At 72.5% G+C, this 16,719-nt stretch carries 21 protein-coding genes and 1 pseudogene; 14 read left to right on the forward strand and 8 right to left on the reverse strand.

Annotation, left to right across the window (positions count from 1 at the left end; genetic code table 11):
• Nucleotides 1-6: 6 nt before the first annotated feature.
• Genes V5E28_RS12350 through V5E28_RS12360 form a run of 3 tightly spaced genes read left to right on the forward strand, consistent with a single transcriptional unit; the run spans nt 7 to nt 2,551 of the window.
• Complete coding sequence (locus V5E28_RS12350) at nt 7-1,920, forward strand: ADP-ribosyltransferase (RefSeq protein WP_336206950.1); 1,914 nt, start codon at nt 7-9, stop codon at nt 1,918-1,920.
• 12 nt (nt 1,921-1,932) lie between these two features.
• Complete coding sequence (locus tag V5E28_RS12355; protein ID WP_336206951.1) at nt 1,933-2,313, forward strand: hypothetical protein; 381 nt, start codon at nt 1,933-1,935, stop codon at nt 2,311-2,313.
• A 34-nt stretch (nt 2,314-2,347) separates the two neighbouring features.
• Nucleotides 2,348-2,551 (forward strand): winged helix-turn-helix transcriptional regulator, encoded by a 204-nt coding sequence (locus V5E28_RS12360; protein WP_442945798.1) that lies wholly within the window; start codon nt 2,348-2,350, stop codon nt 2,549-2,551.
• 36 nt (nt 2,552-2,587) lie between these two features.
• Here V5E28_RS12360 and V5E28_RS12365 read toward each other — a convergent pair whose 3' ends face one another.
• Complete coding sequence (locus V5E28_RS12365; RefSeq protein ID WP_336206953.1) at nt 2,588-3,037, reverse strand: cupin domain-containing protein; 450 nt, start codon at nt 3,035-3,037, stop codon at nt 2,588-2,590.
• Between the two features lie 142 nt (nt 3,038-3,179).
• Here V5E28_RS12365 and V5E28_RS12370 point away from each other — a divergent pair, with 142 nt between their 5' ends.
• The 5 genes from V5E28_RS12370 (at nt 3,180) to V5E28_RS12390 (ending at nt 8,144) form a co-directional block, all read left to right on the forward strand.
• Nucleotides 3,180-4,154 carry an SDR family NAD(P)-dependent oxidoreductase gene (locus V5E28_RS12370; protein WP_336206954.1) on the forward strand — a complete coding sequence of 325 codons (975 nt, stop codon included), beginning with the start codon at nt 3,180-3,182 and terminating at the stop codon, nt 4,152-4,154.
• Between the two features lie 191 nt (nt 4,155-4,345).
• Nucleotides 4,346-5,323 (forward strand): alpha/beta hydrolase family esterase, encoded by a 978-nt coding sequence (locus V5E28_RS12375; RefSeq protein WP_336206955.1) that lies wholly within the window; start codon nt 4,346-4,348, stop codon nt 5,321-5,323.
• Nucleotides 5,324-5,356: 33 nt separating this feature from the next.
• Entirely contained in the window at nt 5,357-6,685 is a 1,329-nt protein-coding gene (locus tag V5E28_RS12380; protein WP_336206956.1) for a serine hydrolase domain-containing protein, read from the forward strand.
• 72 nt (nt 6,686-6,757) lie between these two features.
• Nucleotides 6,758-7,234 (forward strand): hypothetical protein, encoded by a 477-nt coding sequence (locus V5E28_RS12385; protein WP_336206957.1) that lies wholly within the window; start codon nt 6,758-6,760, stop codon nt 7,232-7,234.
• Complete coding sequence (locus V5E28_RS12390) at nt 7,227-8,144, forward strand: alpha/beta fold hydrolase (RefSeq protein WP_336206958.1); 918 nt, start codon at nt 7,227-7,229, stop codon at nt 8,142-8,144. The genes V5E28_RS12385 and V5E28_RS12390 overlap by 8 nt, the downstream gene beginning before the upstream one ends.
• A 28-nt stretch (nt 8,145-8,172) precedes the next feature.
• Here V5E28_RS12390 and V5E28_RS12395 read toward each other — a convergent pair whose 3' ends face one another.
• Nucleotides 8,173-9,012, reverse strand: a complete 840-nt coding sequence (locus V5E28_RS12395; RefSeq protein ID WP_336206959.1) for a LysR family transcriptional regulator — start codon at nt 9,010-9,012, stop codon at nt 8,173-8,175.
• Between the two features lie 85 nt (nt 9,013-9,097).
• Between V5E28_RS12395 and V5E28_RS12400 the strand changes: the two genes are divergently transcribed.
• Nucleotides 9,098-9,811 carry a CTP synthase C-terminal region-related (seleno)protein gene (locus tag V5E28_RS12400; protein WP_336206960.1) on the forward strand — a complete coding sequence of 238 codons (714 nt, stop codon included), beginning with the start codon at nt 9,098-9,100 and terminating at the stop codon, nt 9,809-9,811.
• Between the two features lie 87 nt (nt 9,812-9,898).
• On the opposite strand, the pseudogene V5E28_RS49510 reads toward V5E28_RS12400, so the two are convergent.
• Nucleotides 9,899-10,201 (reverse strand): annotated as a pseudogene (locus V5E28_RS49510) (recombinase family protein); the annotation flags it as partial.
• Between the two features lie 399 nt (nt 10,202-10,600).
• Here V5E28_RS49510 and V5E28_RS12405 point away from each other — a divergent pair.
• Complete coding sequence (locus V5E28_RS12405) at nt 10,601-11,308, forward strand: SDR family NAD(P)-dependent oxidoreductase (protein ID WP_336206961.1); 708 nt, start codon at nt 10,601-10,603, stop codon at nt 11,306-11,308.
• Nucleotides 11,309-11,464: 156 nt separating this feature from the next.
• A complete protein-coding gene (locus tag V5E28_RS12410) occupies nt 11,465-11,830 on the forward strand; it encodes a nuclear transport factor 2 family protein (protein ID WP_336206962.1) in 366 nt (121 codons plus the stop codon).
• A 152-nt stretch (nt 11,831-11,982) separates the two neighbouring features.
• Here V5E28_RS12410 and V5E28_RS12415 read toward each other — a convergent pair whose 3' ends face one another.
• Entirely contained in the window at nt 11,983-13,083 is a 1,101-nt protein-coding gene (locus V5E28_RS12415; protein WP_336206963.1) for a sensor histidine kinase, read from the reverse strand.
• Between the two features lie 183 nt (nt 13,084-13,266).
• Between V5E28_RS12415 and V5E28_RS12420 the strand changes: the two genes are divergently transcribed.
• Nucleotides 13,267-13,833 carry a calcium-binding protein gene (locus tag V5E28_RS12420; RefSeq protein ID WP_336206964.1) on the forward strand — a complete coding sequence of 189 codons (567 nt, stop codon included), beginning with the start codon at nt 13,267-13,269 and terminating at the stop codon, nt 13,831-13,833.
• Nucleotides 13,834-14,004: 171 nt separating this feature from the next.
• Here V5E28_RS12420 and V5E28_RS12425 read toward each other — a convergent pair whose 3' ends face one another.
• Together V5E28_RS12425 and V5E28_RS12430 are read right to left on the reverse strand one after the other, a co-directional pair.
• Nucleotides 14,005-14,304, reverse strand: a complete 300-nt coding sequence (locus tag V5E28_RS12425) for a YybH family protein (RefSeq protein WP_336206965.1) — start codon at nt 14,302-14,304, stop codon at nt 14,005-14,007.
• The gene (locus V5E28_RS12430; protein WP_336206966.1) at nt 14,301-14,453 is read right to left on the reverse strand and encodes a hypothetical protein; all 153 of its coding nucleotides are present in this window, start codon (nt 14,451-14,453) and stop codon (nt 14,301-14,303) included. Before V5E28_RS12430 ends, V5E28_RS12425 begins: the two co-directional genes overlap by 4 nt.
• Between V5E28_RS12430 and V5E28_RS12435 the strand changes: the two genes are divergently transcribed.
• Nucleotides 14,439-14,600: a hypothetical protein gene (locus V5E28_RS12435; RefSeq protein ID WP_336206967.1), complete on the forward strand. Its 162-nt coding sequence runs from the start codon at nt 14,439-14,441 to the stop codon at nt 14,598-14,600. The two genes, V5E28_RS12430 and V5E28_RS12435, sit on opposite strands and share 15 nt — an antisense overlap.
• Nucleotides 14,593-15,213, forward strand: a complete 621-nt coding sequence (locus V5E28_RS12440) for a bifunctional 4-hydroxy-2-oxoglutarate aldolase/2-dehydro-3-deoxy-phosphogluconate aldolase (protein ID WP_336206968.1) — start codon at nt 14,593-14,595, stop codon at nt 15,211-15,213. The genes V5E28_RS12435 and V5E28_RS12440 overlap by 8 nt, the downstream gene beginning before the upstream one ends.
• Nucleotides 15,214-15,221: 8 nt before the next feature.
• On the opposite strand, the gene V5E28_RS12445 is transcribed toward V5E28_RS12440, so the two are convergent.
• A complete protein-coding gene (locus V5E28_RS12445) occupies nt 15,222-15,647 on the reverse strand; it encodes an SRPBCC family protein (protein WP_336206969.1) in 426 nt (141 codons plus the stop codon).
• Nucleotides 15,648-16,718, reverse strand: coding sequence for a winged helix DNA-binding domain-containing protein (locus tag V5E28_RS12450; protein WP_336206970.1), 1,071 nt, complete (start codon nt 16,716-16,718; stop codon nt 15,648-15,650).
• Nucleotide 16,719: the final 1 nt, after the last annotated feature.

Here is a 16,719-nt window from a genome sequence, read left to right on the forward strand (position 1 = left end):
GCCGGCATGGGCTTCGACGGCCTTCTGGTGCCGGACTGGGCCAAGCCGTATGTGGGCTGGGCGGTGGGGACGCGATGGCCTGAAGGCGACGAGTCGGGCTGTTTTCGGCTCGCTGACGCGTGCGCGGCGTCGGCGAGGAACGTCATGTCACAGGACGGGCCGGAGCCGATCGCGGCACGTGGCGACGACTGGGACGGCGCGGCGCTGGAGGAGTTCCTCACGTTCGCGCGCGGCGTGTGGGGCGGCACGCGGCTGGAGCTGGTGGAGCGGCTGGTGGCGGCGGCGCTGGAGTTCAACCGGGTCGGCGTGCAGGTCGAGTACACCAAACGGATGATCGAGGTGTCGGTCTGGTTCCTGATCTTCCAGATCGCCTGGCTGCTCGCGGCGGCGATGGGCCCGTGGGGCGGGGTGTCGCTGGCGATGATCGGGCCGCGGCTGCAGCTGACCAGGATGGCCATCGCGCAACTGGGCGAGCGGCTGCTCATCAACGTGGGCCTGTTCGGCGCGCTGCTCGGCGGGATGGACCTGGCGGTGCAGGCTTCGCAGTCGCGCCGCGACGACATCGACTGGGAGCAGGTGCTGGCGTCCGCGGGTACGGGCGCGCTGACGGGGGCGTTCCTGACCGGGTTCACCGGCTTCTTCCCCACCCGGTCGATGTGGGGGCTGATGACGCGCTCGGGGCTGGCAGGCGGCGCCACCGCCGGGACCGCGGAGCTGCTGAGCGGCCGGCCGCTGGACGAGAACATGCTCCGGACGGTGTTGATGAACGTGACCGCCGGATTCGTCGGCGGGGCGGACGCGCACTGGGCGAGCTGGAATCCCTCGACGGGCACCGTGGGCGGCGGGACTCCTTCGGGGGCCGGCAACGGCGGCGATGCCACCCCGCATGCGATGGGCGGCCCCTCCGGGAGCGGTCCGGCGACGCCGTGGCTCCACCCGGCGCCGGTCACCGGCGACGCGCCGCAGCGGGCGGGAGGCATCCATGACCTCGCCGCCGCCCACCCTCCCACCGCGGCGGCTGCCGCCCACAACACGGCCTCCGCCTTCGGGCGGGGTCTGTCGGAGCTCGCGCAGACCGCCCATCCGGCCGCGAGACCGGCAGACGCCCCCGCCGGCCCCTCTCCCGTCACCGGCGCAGACGGCCACGGACCGGCGGCCGTCAGGCCGGAGCCGATCTCCGGCACGACCGCCCCAGGAGCTCGCCCCAGCATCGACTCGCTGATCAACGGCCCGGTGACGCCTCACGCGCCCGCCCCGCAACCGTTTCCCTACAGCGGCCTCACCGCCGAGGGGACCCGAACGTTCGCCGGTTCGCTCCAGAACTTCCTGGCCTCGAGCCACCTTCCCTTCGGGCCGGGAAGGCATGTCCACCTCGACGAACCCTTCGGGGCACGGATGGTCGCGGCGACGTTCGGCACCACGGTCTGGGGCCGCGTCGTCATGAGCCTGACGGACGATCAGCTGAACGCGCTCAGGGAGTACATCAGTACGTCCTACGAGATCAACGCCGTGTTGCGGGACGACGCGCTGTGGCCCGATCACAGGCAGTCGATCTTGAGGCAGGCCGAGCACATCGACGCGGCCACCCGTGTCCGTCCGCTGCCCCAGACGATCGACGTCCACCGGGGAGTGGACCGCTTCTCCTTCGCCGGCCCCCTGGACGAACTGCCGGGCACCGTACAGAGAGACCCGGGGTTCATGTCGACCAATCTTGGTACGAGACCGTCTGTCGACCGAAGTGAGGTGTATTTGCATCTGCGAGTGCCCGAGGGAACTCCGGCGATCTACCTCGGCCCGATCAGCACGTTCAAGCGGGAGCGCGAGCTGCTGCTGGGCAGGGACCGGTCCTGGTTCGTCGAGGACGTCCGGCACCGCGACGGCGTCTGGCACGTCTACGGCTGGGTGCTCCCGCAGGAGTAAGGAGAGACGACAGTGTCACGCGAGGACGAACCGCGATTCCGCACCACCTTCTCACCCGAGAGCTACGCCCGGACGACGGACTCCGCCGTCCGGTTCGTACCCGTCGGCATGGGCGGCACCGTCCTCGGCTACCTGTGGGCGTCCACCACCGACGAGGCCGCGAAATACGTCGCGCGGCGGGACGCGGGCGACGCCGGCGTCAACGCGGGCGTGGCCTGGGTGCAGAGACTACGCTGGGCCAAGGCCACCGGCCTGACCCCCCTGCAGGCCCTGCGGCACTGGGCCGGACAGCCCGAGGACACCCGCGCCGGACGGATCGACCCCGACACCGAGCGGGTACTGCCGAGCCTGCGGGCGCTGGAGGACCTGGCCGCGGACCGACCACGGAGATGATCACGAGCATTCCCCTCGTCCACCCGCCGGCGGCGTGCCGGGCACGCGAGATCCTCGACCGCGAACCGTCCATCCCGTCATGCCGCCGCACGTCGAGTACACGCTCACCACGATGGGCCGCACCCTGCTCGGCGTCGTGGGCGGCCTGGTCACCTGGGCCGAGCACAACCTCGACCAGATCGACGCCGCCCGTGCCGGCTTCGACGCCCGGGCGGCGCGAACCGGCGCGCCCGGATGACTCCGGGCGCTGGTGGTGACACCCCGCGGTCCTGCCTCAGGCCGGGGCGCGGAAGTCGATGATGTACGGCGCGGGCAGAGGCTCGTCCTGCGTGCCGGGAGCGGGGCTGCGCTCCAGCAGCCGGGTGCCGACCACGTGCCCGGCGAACACGGCGTGGAGCCTGACCGTGCCGCCCGACGTGTTGCGGAACCCGTGGGCGACCCCGGGCGGCACCATGATCACCGCGCCTGGGCCGACAGTCTGCCACTCGCCGTCGTAGAATGCCTCCGCCTCCCCCTCATCGATGATCAGCACCTCCTCGTTCGTGTGCACGTGCACCGGGATGATCTCGTCCGGCGCGAGATGTTCGAAGTTCAGCACCAGGTCCTTGACGTAGTCGCCATCGGGGCGGACCGGATCGAGCACCAGGCGGTAACGCGAGTTCGGCTTGTAGTTGTGCGGATCCTCGGGGAAGGGCAGGTGATCCAGGCCCTTGATGATGGTCATGGAACGAGCATGAGCGCCGACGCCCTCGGCGGGGAGAACGCACTTTTTCGTAACCGTGGACCGGCTCTCCACGGATTCCGAGCCGCTCATTGAGCACCTGTCCGGCACGTGGGATGGTGAACTGCGGCGAAAGGACTGCTCCATGAGATCGTTCGCGGGAAAGCTGGCCGTCGTCACCGGAGGCGGCACCGGGATGGGGCGCGAGCTGGTCGTCCAGCTGGCATCCGAAGGCTGCTCGGTCGCGGCATGCGACGTCAACGACGTCAACCTGGCCGACACGGCGGAGCGCGCCCGCAAGACCGCGGCCGGGGACGTGCGCGTCACCACCCACCGCTGCGACGTGTCGGACGCCGCCCAGGTGCGCAGGTTCCGCGACGAGGTCGTGGAACGGCACGAGACCGGGCACATCAACCTGCTGTTCAACAACGCGGGCATCGGCGGCGGCGGCAGCTTCGTCACCAGCCCGCAAGCCGAGTGGGAGCGCACGTTCAACGTGTGCTGGGGCGGGGTGTACAACTGCTCGCGCGCTTTCGTGCCACTGCTGATCGCGAGCGACGAGGGCTGTCTCGTCAACACCAGCAGCGTCAACGGGTTCTGGGCCTCCCTCGGCCCCGGCATCCCGCACACCGCCTACAGCAGCGCGAAGTTCGCCGTCAAAGGCTTCTCCGAGGCGATGCTGGCGGACTTCCGCGTCAACGCCCCCCACGTACGGGTCGCGCTCGCGATGCCCGGCCACGTCGGCACCGACATCGTGATCAACTCCCGTCGGGCGCACGGCGGCTCGGAACCGGAGGACATGACCGGCGAGGAGATCGAGGAGGCCCGCGCGCTCATCGCCGCCGGCTCCGGCCTCCCCGCCGGGCAGGTGAGCGACGACATGGTCCGCTCGACGATCAAGGCCATGGGCGAGGGCTTCCGCGACAACGCCCCGCTGTCGGCCGCCGACGCCGCGACCGTCATCCTCGACGGCGTCCGCGCCGGCACCTGGCGCATCCTGGTCGGCGACGACGCCCACGCCCTCGACGCCGCGGCCCGCGCCGACCCGCTCGCCCTCTACGAGCCGGACAACCCCGCCCTCGCCTCGATCCTCGGCATGCCGCTCCCCCAGGACACCTGACCCCGATCAGGGGACCAGCGTCTGCGCCCTCGCCGGTCACGTGTCTGTGACGTACGTACGAGTCCGGCCAGGCTCCCGTCCCGCGCCTGTCGCTCGTCCGACAGCAGCCCGATCGCCGAACGAGATCGCGGCCACCACGAGCGCGGGACCGCTCGGCGCGCGAGAAGGTCGTGTGGCAGTCTGGAGGCTTGATGATCGCGCGCGTGTTCGGGGTGGCGTCGGCGGCGCTGCTGCCGGTGCTGCTGGTGGCGGCCGACTGCGGTGCGCGCCCGCCCGTGCCCGACAGGCCCTCCGTCTCGGCCGCCCCGTCGGCGGCGCCGCCGGCCGGATGCGCGGGCGGGCCGCGGCTGAAGGCGGGGCGGCACGAGCTGGAGTTCGGCGGCGGCACCCGCGCCTTCCTGCTGTCACTGCCCGAAGGCGACGGGCCGCACCCGGTGCTGCTCAACCTGCACGGGCTCGGCTCCACCGCCCGCCAGCAGGCCGCCTACAGCCGTCTGCCCGAGGTCGGCGCCCGGCGCGGCTACATCGTCGCCACCCCGCAGGTGGCCGAGGACCGGCTCGCCTGGACCCTGCCGCACACCTACGGCCCCGACGACACCGGCTTCCTCGGCGCTCTGCTCGACCGCCTGGAGCAGCGGCTGTGCGTGGACCGGCGGCGCGAGTTCGCCGCGGGCCTGTCCTACGGCGGCGGCATGGCCACGGCGATGGTGTGCGGACTGGAGGGCCGGCTGGCCGGGGCGGCGGCCGTCGGCGGCGTCAACATCGTCCAGCCCTGCCGGCAACCGCGGCCCACCACGCTGGTCGCCTTCCACGGCACCGCCGACCGCGTCGTCCCCTACGAGGGCGGCCACCCGCTCCGCAACTCCTCCGGCGACCTGCGCAAGCTCGCCGACCTGGTGACGCTGCAGCCGGTCGAGCAGGTGACCGGCGGCTGGGCGGGCGCCCTCGGCTGCGCCTCGCCGCCCGCGCGCTCATCCCCCGTCCCCGGCGTGCTGCTGCGCACGTGGAAGGGCTGCGCCGAAGGCGCCAGTGTGCGCCTGTACGCGATCGACGGCGGCGGCCACACCTGGCCGGGGCCGATCGAGGTGCCCAGGCTCGGCGCCACCAACCGTGACCTGGACGCCACCCGGCTCATCCTCGACGCCTTCGACGCCGCCCCGCCCACCTGAACGGCTCCCGCCCGGCCATTAGGCTTGGCCCTCATGAGTCAGGTGGAACAACAGACGGCGCGGGCGCTGCTGCGCAGGCTGGCCGTCGAGCAGGCCGAATGCCGCATACCGTCGGTGACGGCGGCGATCGTGCGCGACGGCGAGATCGCATGGCAGGCGGGGCGCGGACAGGTGGGCGGGCAGCCGCCGACGCCCGCGACCCAGTACCGGATCGGGTCGATCACCAAGAGCGTCGTGGCCGTCACCGTCATGCGGCTGCGCGACGAGGGCCTGGTCGATCTGCTCGACCCGATCGGCAAGCACCTGCCCGACACCCGCTTCGGCGAGGCGACGATCGCCCAGTTGCTCTCGCACACCAGCGGCCTGACCGCCGAGCCGCCCACCGCCTGGTGGGAGCGCACCCCCGGCGTCGAGATGCCCGACCTGCTCACCCGCGTCGGCCCCGGCGAGGTCAAGCACCGGCCGGGCCGCCGCTACCACTACTCCAACGTCGGCTTCGCCCTGCTCGGCGAGCTCGTCGCCCGGCTGCGCGGCATGCCGTGGCTGACGGCGGTGCAGGCCGAGGTGCTCGACCCGCTCGGCATGGACGCCACCACCGCCCGGCCGCGCCCCCCGCACGCCACCGGCTACGCCGTCCACCCCTACGCCGACGTGCTGCTGCCCGAGCCCGAGCACGACGCGGTCGCCATGTCGCCGGCGGGGCAGCTCTGGTCCTCCACCACCGACCTGGCCCGCTGGGCGGCGTTCGTCGCCGGTGACACCGGCGGCGTGCTGTCGCCCGGCACGCTCGCCGAGATGCGCGAGCCCGCCATCGTCGACGACGCCGACGCCTGGACCTCCGGCTACGGGCTCGGCCTGCAGCTCACCCGGCACGCCGGTCGCCGTCTGGCCGGGCACACCGGCTCCATGCCCGGCTTCCTGGCCACCGTCTGGGCCGACCCCGCCGACCGCGTCGGCGTGCTGTTCATGGCCAACACCACCTCCGGCATGAGCCGCACCCTGCTCGCCGACCTGCTCGGCATCCTCGACGAGCACGAGCCCCGGCTGCCCGAGGAGTGGCGGCCCGGCGGCGCCGACCCCGCCCTGCTGGCGCTGACCGGGCTGTGGCACTGGGGCCCCACCCCCTATGTGCTGCGGCTGCTGCCCGACGGCGGCCTGTCGCTCGAGCCGATGCGCGGCGGAGGGCGCGCCTCCCGGTTCGAGCCGCAGGACGACGGCACCTGGCTGGGTCTGGACGGCTACTACGCCGGCGAGACGCTGCGCGCCGCTCCCGACCATCTCGACCTCAACACCTTCATCTTCACCCGCGAACCCTACGACCCGGCCGCCCCCGTCCCCGGAGGCGTCGAAAGCTGGACCTGATTACTTGACGTCATACGTCAAGTACTTGCTATCGTACGTCAAGCAGTGGTCGGGCGAGACGTAGGAGGCGGCATGCCGCAGGACGAGCGGGCCGAGCTCGCGCAGGACCTGGTCCGGCTGGTGACCAGCAGGCTGCTGGACCCGCTGGACATCCTCCTGCAGGCCGACCCCGCCATCGAGGCCATGCGCGACCGGGTCCGGGCCGACGCCGACACCTGGGCGGCCGAGCTGCTCGGACCCGACCCGCAGCGCGCCACGTACATGGGCGTGCGCCTGGTCGCGGTGCTCTACCCCGGTGACACCGCCTTCGACCCGCCCGCCGACTGGTGGCGCACCCCGCTCGGCAGGGCCATCGCCCGCCGCGTCGGCCACCCCTCGGCCGAGCGGGTCTCCTTCGCGGTCGCCGGAGCCATGCTCGGCATCACCCGGCAGGGCGTCCACGACCTCGTACGGCGCGGCAAACTGCGCCAGCACCCGGACGGCGGCGTCACCACGCTCTCGATTCGCCAGCGACTTGACACGCGAGACCTCGGAGGGGTCCATGGATGACGAACAGATGATCACGGGGACGGTGCCCATCGCGGTCCGCGACCACGGCGGCACGGGCACGCCCTTACTGCTGCTGCACGGCGCCGGCGGCAACCTGCTCCACTGGGAGCAGACAGTCCCGCACCTCACCGCCGCCTTCCGGGTGGTCACCGTGGACCTGCGCGGGCACGGCCACTCCGGCGACGGGCCATGGACCTGGCAGGCCGTCCTCGACGACCTCGACACGGTGGTGACCGCGCTCGCGCCCACCGCCCCAGCCGTCGCCGGCCACTCCCTCGGCGGGATGCTCGCCGGCATGTGGGCCAGGCGCCACCCCACCTGCCCGGCCGCCGTCAGCCTGGACGGCCACCGCGCCGCCGCCACCCACCCCGCCAACTACGCCGGCCTGGACCCCGAACGCCTCAAACAGGACCTGGCGGTGCTGAACGAGGCCTTCGCCACCCAGGCCGAGATGATGGCCAGGCCCATGACCGTCGAGCAGGCCGACGCGTTCCTCCAGGGCCAGCGTGCGTTCGCCGTCGCCCAGGGCGTCGACGCCGACGCGTGGGTCGCCTCGGCCGCGCGCGGGCTGGCCGAACGCGACGGCCACACCTGGATGAGACCGGGCCCCGGCATCACCGGCGCGCTGCGCGAACTGCCGGAGTTCGCCGACTCGCTGCCGATCTTCCGCGAGGTCACCAGCCCCTTCCTCATCGTGGCCGCCACCCGCAACCCGCCCGTGCCGCCCGCACTGTCCGCCCTCATGGACGCCTTCCGCGCCGGCCTGCGCCGCGACCTCGCCGACCTGGCCGCCTCCCGACCCAACATCGAGATCCAGGAGATCGACGCCGGCCACGGCATGGTCGCCGAGCAGCCCGAGGCCATCGCCCGGATCATCACCCGCTTCGTCCACGCCCACACCCCGCGGTAATCACGCCCCCGGGCGGCCGGGGCCGCGGTCAGGCCGCCAGCTCCGCCGCCAGCTCCGCCGCCGGGCCCGGCGGCAGGGCGCCGTGCAGCAGCTCCACCCGGTGCACCAGGCGGGGCGCGGCCAGCGGCACGCCCAGCCCCACCGACGCCGGCAGCAACGTCAGCCCGTGCCCCGCCGCCACCAGATTCAGCACTGTGTGCACGTCGTCACCCGTGTAGGCCAGGCCCGGCCGGAAACCGTCCCCCGCCAGGTCCCGCAGCCGCTCCACCGGGCACAGCGGCGTCTGCAGCCAGCGCGCGTCCACCAGGTCGGCCAGCCGCAGCCCTGCCCGGCCCGCCAGTGGATGATCGTCCGGCAGCGCCACCACCAGCGGCTCCTCGGCCACCCCCACCGTGGTGAGCGGCCCCACGTCCGGCAGGCGCAGCGGGTCGCTCGGCGCCGTGATGCCGTCGGCCAGCCCCAGCTCCGCCCGCCCGCGTGCCACCTGCCCGGCCACCTCCGCCCGCCCGGTCGTACACACCGTCACCGACAGCCGCGGCTGAGCGGCCCGCCCCCGTGCCAGCCGCACGGCCAGCATCGCGTTCAGCGCCAGCGGTGTCGCCGCCAGCGTCAGCCGGTGAGCCGGGGCCGCGGCGGTGCGAAGCACGTCGGCGCGGGCGGCCTCGATGCGCATCAGCAGCGGCCCGGCATGCTCCAGCAGCCGCGCCCCCGCCTCCGTCGGCGCGACCGGGCGGCGCAGCAGCAGCGGCATGCCCAGGTCGGTCTCCAGCGCGGCGATCTGCTGGGAGACCGCCGACTGGGTGTAGCCGAGCTCGGCGGCGGCGTCCGAGAACGAGCCGTGGCGGGCCACGGCCACGAACGTACGCACCAGGTGAGGATCCATCAGCAACGCTTATAGCACGTACAGATATCATCGTTGGCGCTTAAGCCTGGTCGTCGGCGAGCATGGAGGCATGAAAATCGCCCTGGTCGCAGACCGCTCGCCCGGCGTACGCTCGCACGTGCGCATCCCCCTGCTGATCGAAGCGCTGCGCGAGCGGGACGGGATCGCGCTCGATCCCTACTGGATCCCCACCCCGGACGCCGGCGACCTCGACGGGTTCGACGGCATCTGGATGCTGCCCGGCAGCCCCTACCTCAGCGAGGCCGGCGCCGTCGCCGCCATCCGCACCGCCCGCGAGCACGGCATCCCCTACCTCGGCACCTGCGCCGGATTCCAGCACCTGCTGCTGGAGTACGCGCGCCACGTGTGCGGGATGGACGCCGCGCACGCCGAATACCAGAACGCGGCCGAGGACGCCGACGTCCTGCTGACTCCTCTGGCGTGCTCGCTGGCCGGCCACGAAGCCGTGGTGAAGCTGGAGCCGGACTCCCTGATCGAGAGCATCATGGGCGTCACCGACACGGTCGAGTCCTACAACTGCTCCTACGGGCTCAACGAGGCGCACAAGCGGACGCTGACCGCCCACGGACTCGTCTTCTCCGGGCACGCCGACGACGGGACGGTGCGGGTGGCGGAGCTGCCCGGCCACCCGTTCTTCCTCGGCACCCTCTTCCAGCCCGAACTGGCCGGCGACGGCAGCCGCCCGCACCCTGTCATCTCCGCCTTCGCCGCCGCCGTGGCCCGGCGCGCGGCCACGCGAGAGGCGGCCCTGGCGACGCGGTGACCCGCGCGGCGGAAGTCGGCATCGAAGGCCCTGGCGGCCGGCCTTCTTCCTGCCGGGCAGCATGGTGCCGCTGGCTTCGCGGCGCTTGGCGGCGATTCCCTCGGCCTGACGCTCGGCGCGCAGCTCCGGCTCGTACTCCTCGGCCGCGGCCAGGACCGCGAACATGAATCGGCCCTCCTTCGTGCCCAGATCGAAGTTCTCGGTCAGCGACACCACCTTGATGCCGCGGTCGCGGAGCTCGTTGACCGTGGTCAGTACGTGTCCCGCCGAGTGACCAGGTCGGTGTGGCCGCGCACCAGGTGGTCGCTCGGGGGCGGTCAGCCGTCCGCTCCCGGCATTGAGGAGGAGCGCCTTGTTGGTGTCGGCGGCGGGCCGAGTAGGGGCGGTCACCGGAATCGGCTGAAATGAGCCGCGCTCTTCTCGACCTACGTTCCTGAACGGTGTTCGTGCAGGTGAGCCTCTCGTCCCGCACGTCCACGTTTCTGGACACCGGGTCTCATGAGGTGGGAAACCGCAGTCCGGACGGGTAGGCAACCGAAATCGCCGTATGCCGGTGACGTCCCTGGTCGGGGGCCGTATTCACGTATGACCGCCAAGTGGGGAAGGCCGTGGTGACGGTGCGTCTGATCGGGGGATCAACGACGGTGATCGGGAATTGCGGGCGAGGCCGCTGACCGGGCCGGCCGGCTGTGTCCGGAGCCTCGCGCCCGGAGACACGACCACCGTTTGAACAGGCCGACCCGTGCGGCGCCGCGCGCCCTCATCCGTACGAGAAGAAAAGAGACACCCATGAGCACGCAGAAAGTCGCCGCCATCACCGGCGCGTCCCAAGGCATCGGCGCCGCGCTCGTGACCGCGTACCGTGAGCTCGGCTACGCGGTCGTCGCGAACTCCCGCTCCATCGCGCCGTCCGACGACCCCATGATCCTGACCGTCGCGGGCGATATCGCCGACCCGGCCGTCGGCGCTCGCGTCGTCGAGCAGGGCCAGGCCGCGTTCGGGCGCATCGACACGCTGATCAACAACGCCGGCGTCTTCGTGGCCAAGCCGTTCACCGACTACACCGATGAGGACTACGACCTGGTGACCGGTGTGAACCTGCGCGGGTTCTTCGAGGTCTCGAAGCGGGCCATCACCGCGATGATGGCCCAGGGCGGCGGGCATGTCGTGAACATCTCGACCAGCCTGGTCGACAACCCCAACATGAATCTGCCGTCCGCTCTGGCGTCGCTGACCAAGGGCGGTCTCAACGCGGTCACCAGGTCCCTGGCGATCGAGTACGCAGCCCGCGGCATCCGGGTCAACGCGGTCTCGCCCGGTGTCATCCGGACGCCGATGCACCCGGCCGAGACCCACGAAGCCCTCGCCGGCCTGCACCCGATCGGTCGGCTGGGCGAGGTCAGCGACATCGTCGACGCGATCATCTTTTTGGAGAACGCCCCGTTCGTCACCGGGGAGATCCTGCACGTAGACGGCGGCCAGAGCGCCGGCCACTGAGTCCACGCCGTGGGGACACCGCGAGGGCAGCGCGCCGCGTCACCGCTTCCCGCCCCTCCTCGGACCACCTCGGACCTCGCCGTACAGGCCGCAGCGGCCGGTGCGGCGGCACAACTGAGACCTGCCCGACCACCCGCCCAGCAATGGAGGCCACCCATGACCGGCACAGAGGTTGAGATCCTCCGGACCGTTCTCGATCAGTGGAAGCGCGCCATCGGCGACCACGACCCGAAGCGCGTCGCGTCGTTGTTCACCGAGGACGCGATCTTCCAGGGCCTACGCCCGTACAGCATCGGCCCGGAAAGCGTGGCCGAGTACTACGACGCGCAGCCGATCGGCTTGACTGCCGTGTACGACATCCTGGAAACCCGGCGCCTCGCCGGCGATCTGATCCTCGGCTACCTCGGCGTCGACTTCGCCTTCACCGACCGGTCGCTGGTGACGGTGAATCTCAGCGTGATCGTGCGCCGGATCGGCGAGGCGTGGCTGATCAGCCACTACCAGGTGTCCCGACTCGGTTGATCGCGCCTGATCGGCCTCCGGGGGAAATCGGATCTCGGCGCGACGCTGAGCACTCCCCGGCCAGGGCCGCCGCGCTCCTCGCGGTCACCCAGCCTTCTCGCACCGGCAGGCGCCTTTCTCCCCCGATCGCGGGGTTCTGAGCTGGAGGGGCGTCAGTCGGCGGTCTCCGGGATGGAGGCCGCCAGTCGCCAGCCGCCCTGCGGCAGGGGACCGGCCTCCACCGTGCCACCCGCCTGGGACAGGCGCTCGGCCAGGCCGCGCAAGCCGCTGCCACCCTCGCCGGCGGAGGTGGCGGGGCCGTTGTCGGTGATCGTGACGGACTGGCCCGCCAGGGTGATCTCGGCCCGGGTGGCGCCGCTGTGCCGGATGACGTTGGTGACGCCCTCGCGCACCACCCAGCCGAGCAGCGTCTGTGCCTGACCGCCCGGCGCGGCGCCGGTCCTGCTCACCACCGGCTCGACGCCGGCTGTCCGCAGCGTGTCCGCGGCCCGGTTCAGCTCGCCGTCGAGGCTGGACGTGCGGTAGCCGGTGACCGCCTCGCGGACCTCGGCCAGGGCCTGCCTGCCGACCGTCTCGATGTCGGCGGCCTGCCGCTGGACCTGTCCGGGATCGCTCGGGGCCAGGCGGCGCACCGCCTCGGCCTTCACCACGATCACCGACAGCGTGTGCCCGAGCAGGTCGTGCAGGTCGCGCGCGAACCGCAGCCGCTCCTCGGCGACGGCGGCCTCGGCCAGCCGCTGCCGGGTGTCCCGCAGTTCGCCGATCAGGGCGTGCAGGTGCAGGATGAAGGCGGCGACGATGCCGGCGCTGAACGTCCCCCACGCGAACGCCATGATCGTCTCCACGTTCCCGCCGCCGTCCCACACCACCAGCGCCGTCACCGCGGTCAGGGCCAGCAAGGTGATCTGGACACGCCTGCCGTACAGCACGGTCCCGCACGCGATGCCGACCATCGGGAACAGGTAGAGCCAGCCCTCGCCGAAGCGGGCCGCCATGACGGTCACCACGGCGGCGAGCGCGGCGAGCGACGCCGTGGCGGGAGCGGTACGTCCCCGGAACGCCAGCAGTACCGCCGCCATGTACAGCGCGGCGGCCGCGGCCAGGCCGGACCAGGCCAGCCAGGCGGGCCGGCTGGCGCCGATGGCGGTGTCCCAGACGGCCGCGACGCCCAGCAGGACGAAGGCGAGGAGCCCCTTGGCGTCGGGCGGCCCGTACGGTTTGCCGTCCGGCGGACGGAGGTGGTCGGCGAGCATCGCCTCCACGTTAGACGGCCCGGGGCCCCGGCAGGCACGGCCGGGTGCCGGAATGACCTTGCCGTTGTGCGTATCACGCCACAGAAGCGCGGGCCCGGAGAGGCTCTAATCGGTGCGGGCCGAACGGCCCCCGGAAGGCACCGTACGGGGGGCCATCCGGACGAACGCACCAGAAGGGACACGATGAACATCACCATGACACGGTCGATCCGCGGCAGGGCGGCGCGGGCACTGGCCATCGGCACGCTGGCGGCAGTCCCGCTGCTGGCCCTGGCCGGCCCCGCGCAGGCCACCACCAACGTGTCGGTCTCCGGGGGCAAGCTGCTGGTCAACGCCGGCAACGTCGGCGACACCATCAGGATCAGCAGGCTCGGTAGCACGATCACCGTGAACAACGCCGCCGACACGCTGTCCACCGGCGGCGTCTGCGCGAACGTCAACGCCAACACGGTCAACTGCCCGGCCGCGGTGATCACCAGCCTCCAGGTCAACACCCAGGGCGGGGACGACTTCGTGACCAACGCCGCGGGCCTGCCGCTGCGCGGGTTCATGGGGGCCGGCAACGATTCCTACACCGGCGGCACGGGCCGTGACATCGTCAACGGCGACCTCGGCGACGACATCCTGCGCGGCGGGGGCGGCGACAACGACATCGTCAGCGGCGACGCCGGGTTCGACCAGGGCAGCGGCGGCAGCGGCACGGGCGACATCTGCGAGACGGAGTTCCGCAGCAGCACCTGCGAGGGATAAAGGACCTCCCCCGGCGGGCCCACGCGGCCCGGCCGCGAACCTCCCTCCAGACAGAACCAAGCCCCACAGGACACGGGTGCACTGTGGGGCCCCTCCGGTGCTACGAGGCCAGCCGGGTGTTCTGGTCGTGGACGAGCAGCCAGCCCTCCGGGGCGCGGGTGAAGACCAGGCTCACCAGGTTGCGGGCGTGCACGGCTCGCCTGCCTCGTCGACGTCGCGGTAGTCGGCCTCGAACAGCGCCACCACGGTCCCCGCCGCCTCCACCAGCGACACCTGGCGCATCTCCTGAGACCAGTCGAGGTCGGCGAACCAGTCGCGGTGGAAGTCCTCCACGGCCTGGCGGCCCTCCAGGAGGCGCCCACTGGGCAGGACCACGACGACGTCGTCGTGCAGGGTGGCGGCGTAGGCCTTCAGGTCCCGCTGCGCGATGGCCGCGAGGTGGGCGTCGAGTGTCGATCCGGCGTCAGTCATCGCCCAAGACTAGAAGATCCGCTCGCCCGCTCGAGAAGGGTCCTGGCCGCGGCTGCGGCGGGCAGCCCGGCCGTGTCCCCGGGGGTCTCCACCACCCGCGCCGCCAGGTGGCTGCCGAGCAGGGCGGCCTCCTCGTGGACGTCCCGCACGATCCCACCGGCACCCGCTCGGGTACGGTGCGGATGCCGGGAACGGGGACGGTGGCCGGCCGGGCCCACCTGACGAACACCGACCCGTCCGCGAGCGGGCCCCTCGTGGCCCGCGTCCACGAGATCGAGGTGCTGACCGTTGACTGACCACCGCTGGCGACTGACCGGCCGGATCGTCGCCGACCGGGTGATCGGCATCATCCGCGCTCCGTCGGCCCGGGACGCGGTCGAGTCGGGCACCCGCCTGACCAGTGCGGGGCTCGGCGCCATCGAGGTGTCGCTGTCGACGCCGGGCGCGCTCGCCGCGATCGGCGGGCTCGCGACCGGCGCCACGCTGGTGGGCGCGGGCACGGTGCTGGACCCGCAGCAGGCCGTCCTCGCGATCGAGGCGGGCGCCCGCTTCCTGGTCTGCCCGGCGCTCAACCCCGAGGTGATCAGGACCGCCCACCGTCACGGCGTGCCCGTCGTGGCGGGGGCGGCCACGCCCACGGAGATCCTGGCGGCGCTGGAAGCCGGAGCGGACCTGGTCAAGCTCTTCCCCGCCTCGCAGAGCTCACCCACGGTGCTGCGCGACATCCTCCAGGCCCTCCCGCAGGCCCCGCTCGTCCCCACCGGCGGCATCACGGCGCGAACGGCGCCCGAGTGGATCGCGGCGGGCGCGGTCGCGGTCGGCATGGGCGGCGAGCTGACCCGCGGCGCCCCTCAGGACGTCGGACCTCGCATCAGCGACCTGCTGGCGGCACTGCGTTCGCAGGAGTGAGAAGGGGGTCAGCGTGAAAGCAGCCGCCCCAGCTTGCGCAGCGAGTGGCGGGCCAGCATGACCGTGAGGAGACGCGCCAGCGGCCACAGCGCCCGGCCGAGGACGCCGAACGGGGGCCGCAGCCGCTCGCCCCAGATCACCCGGCTGCCGCCCTCGCACGCCTGGACGCGGATGACCCCCTCGCCGCGCACCAGGCGGCCGATGTGCCGCATCCGCACCAGCGACGGCGGATCCCAGGCGGTGATCGTCATGACGTCGAGGAATCCGAACGGCCGGATGCCGGTGTAGGCCTCGATCCGGTCCTCGGCCACCTGCCGCGCCGAGGTCATGAACATCCACTCGCGCTGCCTGGGCCAGTCGGTGACCAGTGCGAACACCTGCTCCGGCGGCGCCGGCACGTGCACCGCAGCGGCCGCGTACACGTACTCCCCCACTCAGATCCCCCTGATGTCGTGCACCTTGCCCGGCTCGGCGAAGGCCAGCAGCGCGGCGGCCTCCGCCCGGATCTCCTCTGCCTGCCCCGCCGTCACCGGCGCGAACATCTCCACCGTCACCACCCGCTTGTCCCGCTTCCACACGCCCTGGACGAAGCCGTCGATCAGGACGGTGCCGAGGACCTGGCCGTTGATGGTGATGACGCGCTTGCGGTGCTCGTCGGAGATGACGCGGGTGCGGTCGGCGTGGCTGAGCAGCACGTTGTCGAACGGCGCCAGCAGTCGCACGGGCGCGGGCGTGTCCGGGTCCGGCCTGGGCGCCTCCGGCAGGTCGAACAGCTCCTTGCCGCGTTCGTCGGTCAGGACCACGAGCCGGGGGCGCAGCCGGTCGAGGACCTCGCGCAGGCCGGTCAGCCCGGACCAGGCCTGCACGTCGGCGGCGGAGGCGGGGCCGAAGGCGGCCAGGTAGCGGGTCACCAGGTCGTCGAGCGACGGCGACGGGTGCGGTGCGCGGCCGAGCCACGACTCGACGGTGGCGTAGGCGGTCTGGCCTGCTTTGCCCCACACTGCCCGGGGTGGCACCTGCACAAGCGGCTCCAGGATCCGCATGATCTGCGACAGGTCCGCCGGGTCGGCGCCGGGGAACCGCTCGGCCAGCCTGACGCCGAGCTTGGCACCGGTCAGCGGCCCTTCCTTCAGAACCTCCCGGCCCGCCGCGACGATCATGTCCGGGTCCAGCGAGCCGATGGCCTTGCCGTATGCGCTGTGCAGGAATCTGGTGAGCATCGGCTGCGTCAGCGGCCGCAGGGTCAGGCTGTCGGCCGCGCTGACCAGGTGGACGGTGCCGCGCATGAGCACGATCCTGACCACTTCGCGCTCCTCCAGGAGCCGCGCCAGCTCCGCGGGCTGAAATCCGGTCAGGCGCGACCAGAGCCCGAAGTACGGCGGGAACGGCGCCTGGGCCTGTAACCCGACCAGGTGCTCCACGGCCTGGAGCGCGGGCATGGCGTGGCGCCGCAGCAGCAGCTGGCGGTCGAGAGTGGCGCGGTTGAGCGCGCGACGGCTGAGCACG

Source organism: Nonomuraea sp. LPB2021202275-12-8 (assembly GCF_037044575.1).
GTDB lineage: Bacteria > Actinomycetota > Actinomycetes > Streptosporangiales > Streptosporangiaceae > Nonomuraea.

Coding starts and splice junctions, on each gene's coding strand:
- V5E28_RS12405 (WP_336206961.1), top strand. CDS start 10,601: ATGAGCACGCAGAAAGTCGCCGCCATCACCGGCGCGTCCCAAGGCATC.
- V5E28_RS12365 (WP_336206953.1), bottom strand. CDS start 3,037: ATGACCATCATCAAGGGCCTGGATCACCTGCCCTTCCCCGAGGATCCG.
- V5E28_RS12415 (WP_336206963.1), bottom strand. CDS start 13,083: ATGCTCGCCGACCACCTCCGTCCGCCGGACGGCAAACCGTACGGGCCG.
- V5E28_RS12385 (WP_336206957.1), top strand. CDS start 6,758: ATGCCGCAGGACGAGCGGGCCGAGCTCGCGCAGGACCTGGTCCGGCTG.
- V5E28_RS12400 (WP_336206960.1), top strand. CDS start 9,098: ATGAAAATCGCCCTGGTCGCAGACCGCTCGCCCGGCGTACGCTCGCAC.
- V5E28_RS12390 (WP_336206958.1), top strand. CDS start 7,227: ATGGATGACGAACAGATGATCACGGGGACGGTGCCCATCGCGGTCCGC.
- V5E28_RS12370 (WP_336206954.1), top strand. CDS start 3,180: ATGAGATCGTTCGCGGGAAAGCTGGCCGTCGTCACCGGAGGCGGCACC.
- V5E28_RS12380 (WP_336206956.1), top strand. CDS start 5,357: ATGAGTCAGGTGGAACAACAGACGGCGCGGGCGCTGCTGCGCAGGCTG.
- V5E28_RS12410 (WP_336206962.1), top strand. CDS start 11,465: ATGACCGGCACAGAGGTTGAGATCCTCCGGACCGTTCTCGATCAGTGG.
- V5E28_RS12375 (WP_336206955.1), top strand. CDS start 4,346: ATGATCGCGCGCGTGTTCGGGGTGGCGTCGGCGGCGCTGCTGCCGGTG.
- V5E28_RS12420 (WP_336206964.1), top strand. CDS start 13,267: ATGAACATCACCATGACACGGTCGATCCGCGGCAGGGCGGCGCGGGCA.
- V5E28_RS12350 (WP_336206950.1), top strand. CDS start 7: ATGGGCTTCGACGGCCTTCTGGTGCCGGACTGGGCCAAGCCGTATGTG.
- V5E28_RS12425 (WP_336206965.1), bottom strand. CDS start 14,304: ATGACTGACGCCGGATCGACACTCGACGCCCACCTCGCGGCCATCGCG.